Source organism: Allobaculum sp., from assembly GCF_047010065.1.
Taxonomy (GTDB): Bacteria; Bacillota_I; Bacilli_A; order Erysipelotrichales; family Erysipelotrichaceae; genus Allobaculum; species Allobaculum fili.
Window position 1 is genome coordinate 1 of the sequence record NZ_JBKXLD010000006.1, and the last position, 7618, is coordinate 7618.

7 protein-coding genes are annotated in these 7618 nt (G+C 51.5%); all 7 read left to right on the forward strand.

All coding sequences use genetic code 11. The features are described 5' to 3' along the window. Positions 1-926 (forward strand): hypothetical protein (locus ACLUYS_RS01105; protein ID WP_412658703.1); only part of this gene is annotated, 926 nt, incomplete at its 5' end. 2 nt (positions 927-928) lie between these two features. Then, entirely contained in the window at positions 929-2482 is a 1554-nt protein-coding gene (locus ACLUYS_RS01110; protein ID WP_412658704.1) for a distal tail protein Dit, read from the forward strand. After that, on the forward strand, positions 2482-4884 hold the full coding sequence (locus tag ACLUYS_RS01115; RefSeq protein ID WP_412658705.1) for a collagen-like protein: 2403 nt from the start codon (positions 2482-2484) through the stop codon (positions 4882-4884). The genes ACLUYS_RS01110 and ACLUYS_RS01115 overlap by 1 nt, the downstream gene beginning before the upstream one ends. A 49-nt stretch (positions 4885-4933) precedes the next feature. Next, a complete protein-coding gene (locus tag ACLUYS_RS01120) occupies positions 4934-5902 on the forward strand; it encodes a hypothetical protein (protein WP_412658706.1) in 969 nt (322 codons plus the stop codon). Between the two features lie 21 nt (positions 5903-5923). After that, entirely contained in the window at positions 5924-6145 is a 222-nt protein-coding gene (locus ACLUYS_RS01125) for a holin (protein WP_412658707.1), read from the forward strand. Next, positions 6145-6399, forward strand: coding sequence for a hypothetical protein (locus ACLUYS_RS01130; RefSeq protein ID WP_412658708.1), 255 nt, complete (start codon positions 6145-6147; stop codon positions 6397-6399). Before ACLUYS_RS01125 ends, ACLUYS_RS01130 begins: the two co-directional genes overlap by 1 nt. A gap of 62 nt (positions 6400-6461) precedes the next feature. Next, entirely contained in the window at positions 6462-7373 is a 912-nt protein-coding gene (locus tag ACLUYS_RS01135; RefSeq protein ID WP_412658709.1) for an N-acetylmuramoyl-L-alanine amidase, read from the forward strand. Positions 7374-7618 lie beyond the last annotated feature (245 nt).

Below are 7618 nucleotides of genomic sequence, written 5' to 3' on the forward strand. Positions count from 1 at the left end.
TAGCGTATCTAATATTCAGTCTCGCGTATACCCGTCGATTGTTTGACACTTACATGGAAAGCATGTCGATTCAGATGAACCGACCGGATATCGGCCAGATTTCCGGACAGGATCTGATGGCGGCTTATAACGCGGCTATCGAAGGCGGCGCGACCGGATCGGAAGCAGCTGCCGCGGCTATTGCGCAGGTAATCTCCGGCGGATTATCCAACGTGAAGGTGGACGCAGAGAACTCGGGTGCAGAAGTTCCTTCGGCTGTGGCTGGCGGAATGACTTCTAACGCATCGCAAACCCAGTCCGCATCGAAAAGCCTGGCTGATATGAGTGCCAATGCGATCAAAAATACTGCAGTATTCTCCACAAATGGACAGGCGAACGGACGCTCATATGCCGAAGGAGTCGGCAATCAGGCGGGCCACGCAATGACTGCTGGAGCTCTCGTTAAAAACAGCTCAACCAGCGCAACCGCAGGCGGTTATTCTGTCATGTATTCAAACGGCGCTTATAACGGCGTCGGCTATGTACAGGGAATTCAATCGCAGGTGGACGCTGCTTATCAGGCCGGCGCAGCGCTTGGCAATGCCGCAAGCCAGGGGGCCAGAGATGCGACGAAAGTACAGTCCCCCTCACGTGTTTTCATGAAGATTGGTCACTACGTGGGTGAAGGGTTCGCGATTGGTATCGAATCTATGGCAGGAGAGGTATCTAAAGCGACCGAGGAAATGATTTCTATTCCGGATCAAGCCATTTCTTCCATGAGCGGTTTTTCACTTCCCGCGGGAAGTTTTGAGCAGTCTTCAAAGAATGTACTGATCGAAGTTCCCATTGAGCTGGATGGACGTACGATCGCCAAAGGCAGCGCGTCATTCATGAAGGAAGAACTGGATCGACGTGAAAAGTTAAGTATCCGGATGGCAGGAGGATAAAAATGTACGCGTTCATTGATACAACACAGCCCGCTTCTCAAACTCATCTTCCGCCAGAAGCATTCAGTTATAACGGGATCTGGCCAGACGAACAGATCCCCGGGTTTCGGACTCTCAGCGTAAGCGGGCGGGAGATCTTGGCTAAAGAAATTAGCGAAAACAAACGGGACGGGTTCGACGGTTCTGAATTTAAGAACCGGGTTATCCCGCCCCGTTCGCTTTTAGTGAAATATCGTTTATCTGCAGAAAGCCCGGAGACTTTTCGTGAAAGTTATAATCACCTGAATTCGATTCTCAGTCCGGATGAGGTCAGGGTGATTTTTGCGGACGAGGCAGATAAGTACTTCGTCGGAACAGCTCGAAACCATACAGATCCAGAACCTGGCTGCCTTAGTGTCACTGGGGAAATTGAGATTGTTTGCCACGATCCCTACAAGTACGCGCTTATCGAAAAGCCGGTCAGCATAAGCGTCAGTGCGGCACGAAAAAGCCCGATCACCATCCACAACGATGGAAATGCGGAAGCCTTTTTGCGCTTTGAACTTTCTGGATCCAAGCCGAATGGATACATCGGGATCAGCTCTGCCTACGGCGGTATGGAGTTTGGAAGCATCGAAGCGGTTGGCAGTGTGCATGTAGACGACGCACAGGAATGGCTGCTGGAAAGCAGTGATGTGATCAAGGACTGGCCATCTACAGCCGGAGAAACGCAGCATTCGCTCAAGCGGATCCGGGCGGCGGCTACGACTGGAGACCAGAAAATGCAGGACTGGCTGGCCCTCGGACCGGCTAATTTTCATGCTTCAGGAGACTGGTGCAGGCGAACGGTTGAAGTCCAGGTGCCCCGGGATTCCACTCAGCAGACACAGGATCCACGAGCTGGCGGAGCGAGCAGCTTTTATGTTTCTCTTTTCCACTGGTTCGAAACGGCTCATGCCGCTCAGTGCGGTGAGCAGAAAATCATGTTCATGAACGTGAACGTGAACGGGACGACAGAAAAAGAAATTGCCTGTCTTACCATTCACAAAAACAGTGTCTCCAACGGGGCGGAATACCTCGTGTGGATCAACGGAAAACTGGTTCGTTCCTTCTCGTTTGTCTGTGACAGCAGAAATCCTTTCGCGCAGGGCTTTTACGGCAATAACGACTTCCATAAAGACGGTGAACGCTTCCGCTATTTCTTCAATGGCAATTATTACGGACATACAGAACCGGCGCTTAAAGACACGGTCTGCAATCGGATCCGTTTCTCATTTGCGCATTTTCCCGATCGAGAAGCCGTGACCCGCAACTATCTTGGCCGCTTCCGCTTCCGCAAGGATCACATCTCCGGCTCTTCTGCCCGCCCGGTCGCGTTCCCGCAGCAGTCGAGAATCATGATCGATGGCAAAGCGGGAAAGATCTATCTGGACGATCAGTACCGCCCGGATCTGGAAGTGATCGGATCGCAGTACTTCAAGATTCCGCCCGGAGAGAACGAGATCCGAATCACGCCGTCTACCTGGTTTGACGGTGCCCTTAGCGTAACGATTTACGTACAGGAGAGGTGGCTGTAATGAAATCACCGAGAATCTGCATTCTTTCCTCAGAGGAGACGCCCGTCCTGATTCTGGACAACAATGCGCCCAAAGCGCTGCACTATTACAGCGACAGCCTTCACAGCTATCTGACAATTGGCGGAGCATCAACGTTTACCTTTACCGTGGACAGCTCTCATGAAGACGCGCATCTGATCGAAGCAGGCATGAAAGTCTCCTTTCGCTTTGAGGATTCAGACTGGTACTTCACGATTACCGGTGTGGATCGGGACGAAACGGAAACGGTCATTACATCCGAGGGACTTAGCTTCGAGTTCCTGAATGAAGAGGTCGACCAGTTCGACGCATCAACGGACATGACTTTTCTGGAATACCTGGACGCATGGGGATTTGAGCGTGACATATTAAAAACGGTCAGAAATGATATTCCAACCGTGAAAAAGAAGCTCAAATTTGATGCACGGGAAAGCATTTTAAAGCGCATGGCCAGCCTCGCCAGCAGCTTCGGAATTGAGGTCCGTCTTTCCCCATTGCTTACCCTGTACGGCGGGCTGAAAGAAATTCAGATGTCCTTATGCGTAGCCGGCGACAGAAAGGGCGTCGGAACGGATCTGACAGACCAGATCATCCGCTGGGGGAGCGGTCCGGAATCTATTCGAAAGACAACGGATCTCACAGAGTTCTGCTCCCGTCTTCGGGCAAGAGGCAAGTCATCCCGGGAAGGGGATCAGGATGTAACGGTTACGCTGAATGGATACACCCCGGAAACCTCAGCGACAGATTCAGACGGCTATGCCTACATTCTGAACAGTACAGATCTGTGCTGTCCGCAGGCAAGGGATCGCTACCCGTCGAGTCTTACCAAGAACCCGGACGGAGGCTACGCCGACGGATATGTCGTCCGCTTTTTCGAAGATTCAAATGCGGATACGCAGGAAAAGCTTTATCAGTCCGCGCTTGCAGAGCTGCGCAGACTATGCCGGCCAAAAGTTTCCTATGAGATCCGGGGTACCGTTCCCGGAAGTGTCGGGGACTGGCTGACCGTGGAAGACGCTGCTTATGCGCCGATCGAGTACTACCAGTGCCGCATCACAGAAAAAGAACAGTGCGTTTCCACAGGAGAAGTAACCGGCGTAAAGCTCGATAACTTCACCGAAATGAGTTCAAAACTTTCTCAGTCCATCCTTTCGCAGATAGAAGAAGCCATGGAGAAGGCCGCCATCTATGACTGCCGCATTTCATCCGCCGACGGAACGGCCATGGACGATGACGGAACGCCGCATACTTTCAATGCAGTCGTTCGCAAAAATTCGATAGACGTAACCAGTGACATGGAAATCACCTGGTATCTGGACGGAAATGAAGTCCCAAAAGGGGATTCTGCGTACCAGATCCAGCTGGATCCGGTCGCTATGACGATCGGATCGCATGTTCTGAGCTTCAGTGCTTTGCAGGGCAGCATCCTTAGAGGAACGGCTGAGGTCACGCTTACCCGCTCAAAAGTAGCTGTTGAAGAACTGCCAACCGGCGACGGCGTGAAGATCATCATGAACGAGTCCGCCGCCCATGTGAGCAATGGAAAAGACGGCATCTCACCAACTGTTAGCCTTAGCAAGTCGGGTAAGACATCGACACTGAAAATCACAGATAAAAACGGTGATCATACGACACTGATCCAAGATGGTGCTGATGGGAAAGACGGAAAAGATGGAGTACAGGGACCGCAAGGCCCGCAAGGTCTCAAGGGAGACGCCGGGACCAGCGGGACCGGGATTAGTTCTGTAACCGTCAAGTACTACCAATCCTCAAGCTCATCCACGCCGTCTCAAAGCTCTTCTAGCTGGAGTACGACGTTACCTACACCTACCGCCGGGTACTACCTGCATACTCAAGTGGCTATCGCGAAAACAGATGGAACGACAACTTACTTTTACCTGAAGAACCGGAACGGATCGAACGGAACAAGTCCGACAGTGGTAAACAACTTGACCAGCACGAGCACTACAAGCGCGTTGTCTGCAAACCAGGGAAGAATCTTAAGTGAACGCTTACGCACTCCTCAAACAGGGTGGTATCAAAAGATTCTATATGATACGAACAACTTAACGTGCGTCTATATACGGAGCTGGGGTAAAGGCCCTAACGCCGTTGTGACCGGCGATATATCATTTGGAAGCTCTAAACCAAATACGCCGGGAACAACTTACACATATAACACCGGATTTAAATTTCAAAGCGCAACTGTAGCAGCAAATGTTCCATTTGGAAGAGACGGCAGTGGAATGGCACATGTCAAGATTCAATTTGACGGGACAATCACTGTAAGAATTGTTGCAACATCAACAGCAACAGGGGGGACTATAGGTGATTCAACACTCTATTGGGCATTGCCTGTATTGGTAGATACTTATCCAGATTAAACAAAAAACCCGCCTCCACCGGCGGGTTTTCTGATGAAAGGAGAATGAAATGACAATTTTACAAGCTGATTTTAAATCGAAACAAGTTGTTAGCGCAGACAGCTCAGATAAAAAGCCTGTCATCGGCGTAGCAGGCGACAGCGCAACAAGAACCATTCGCTTCCTGCTCGAGAAAGACGTGGACGAGCTTCCAAAGGGGATCAGCCTTAACTCCATCACGTGGGAAATGCAATATGAAAACGTCAACCTTCAGCGTGGATCGGTTCTGCCAGATAGCGTGAAAGACGAGGACGGCAAGCTGGAAATCGTCTTTACCATTCCGGCGAGTCTTGCGGTTGCGCCAGGTGATTGCCAGATCCAGCTTTGCGGATCCGGTGGCGATTCCAAACACTGGCACCTTTCGCCCATGACAGTCCAGATCGGCGACTTCTTCGAGCCGGACACGATCGAGGAGACAGACCCAAAGTACGATTTGCTGAATCAGCTCAGCGCGAAGGTAAGCCAGCTGGAAGCGGCGGATTACTTATCCGGAGCAGATGCGGCCAATACATATCTAGCCAAAACGGATGCGGCAGATACATATCTGGCGAAAGAAGAAGCGGCGAGCGAATATGTCAAAAATGAGGCGATTGGATTTAACCATTTCGACATAGCAAATATGTATGGCGCTAACACAGGCACGTTATACGGCGCATATTCGGAGTACCGCTTTGCCATCAACGCGGAGTATGAAGCTGATGTGCCGGTTACGTTCCGAGGTCGCGGTGGACAGATTATGACTACCCAAAATATCATCTCCAAATCCGGCATGAAATACGCGGCTTTCTTTGTCGTGAAAGATACGAAAACGGGTGGTGTGCAGATTCTTTTCGGTCAGGGCGATTCGCCGATTATCGATCCGCTTCAGTCGGGGGTGCTTTCTATCTACACATTCGGAAGCAATGACGGATACGTCGACAGCGTTGAGGTCGGCCCTATGCCAGAACGTATTGCCGTCCGGTGCGCAATGCGCAGATAGACGGAAAGAGAGGAAACAGAAATGAAAAATACACTTTGGTTCAAAGCCGCAGGCGTGCGCGCCGTCAAGACAATGGCGCAGTCGGCGCTTGCCGTACTCGGTTCCGGCATGTTCGGCGTTCTGGAAGTTGACTGGCTGAATCTGGTCAGCGTCACCATCATGGCCGGGATTTGCTCTGTTCTCACGTCCATTGCCGGCCTTCCTGAGGTTAAAGAGGAAGTACCAGATGAGGTAACGCAGTGATGGATCCGACAATTACATCGGCGATCATCGCCGCCAGCATCCCGGCCATTGCTTCGATCGTTGTGAATCTGATCGCGAACAGTAAAACGTCGGCGCTCATGAAATACCGCCTGGACGTACTGGAGAAGAAGCAAGATAGACACAATCAGCTGATCGAGAGGGTCTATCACCTTGAGGAAGATCAGCGGGTGACGGCAGAAAAAATCAGAGTGGCCAATCACCGGATCGACGATCTGGAGAAAACAGCAGGATAAAAGCATGGCGGAGTAATTTGCAGATTATGCAATTTGCTCCGCTTTTATATGGAGGAAATGAAATGGTAGAAATTACAAAATCCTACATTCCGGCAGGTACGCCCGCTCGCCCTGGCTACCCGATGGATCCAACAGGCGTGACGATCCACAATACCGGATCCAGCGCATCGGCCAAAAATCACATGCTGTATATGACGCAGAACGGCGGCTTCAATGCGTCTACCAGTTACCACTTTGTGATCGACGATATCGATTGCTTCCAGCTTCTCCCACTCGATGAGAACGGCTGGCACGCCGGTGATGGTGCGCTAGGGGCTGGTAACCGCAAGACGATTGCCATTGAAGTTTGTGAGTGCGGTGACATCAAGAAAGCTCATGACAGAGCGGCAGAGCTGACCGCCTCCCTGCTGAAGCAGATCGGCGGAACGGCGCAGCACAACGTATTCCAGCACGCGCAATGGATGGCAAAAGACTGCCCGCGCCTGCTCAGATCCGGTCGCCCGTATTCATGGAGTACGTTCCTGGATAAGGTCGCTAAATTCATGAAGACAGATGCAGCAGTTCCCAAGAAAGATCCAATCAAGATTCCAGAAGCTGCAGCCGGATCCGTGCACCGGCTGTATTCAGGCGCTGACCATCTCTATACTCAGAGCCGCAAAGAGGCTCAGTATCTGGCGGATAGCGGCTGGAAGTATGAAGGCGTCGGCTGGATCGCGCCGACTGATGGAGACCCGGTATGGCGGCTGTATTCCGGTAAGACGCACCTGTTCACCGCCGATCCAGTCGAGAAGACGCGATTACTTTCCATCGGATGGAAAGACGAAGGGCAGGCGTTTGTGTCTGGCGGATCCAGGCCGATCTATCGGATGTACAATCCGCACAGCGGTGAGCACTTACTAACGGCTAGCCTGAAGGAACACGATGCCGCCACGAAGGCCGGATGGCGATGCGAGGGACAGGAGATCCGGTATTAGTGCTATACTGACTTCACTAAGAACGGCAAGAAATCCTACGGGACTTGCACGTGGAAAGCCCCTCAGGTCTTTACAGGACCGAGGGGCTTTTTGAGTTAGCGGGGGTGACAGTGGTTCATGTATTCGAAAACTCTTGTGGACAAAATGTGGATAAAATGTGGACGGTCAGAATCTTTATTTTGCCTTTATAAATGTAAGTGTCAAACAATCGACGGGTATACGCGAGACTGAATATTAGATACGCT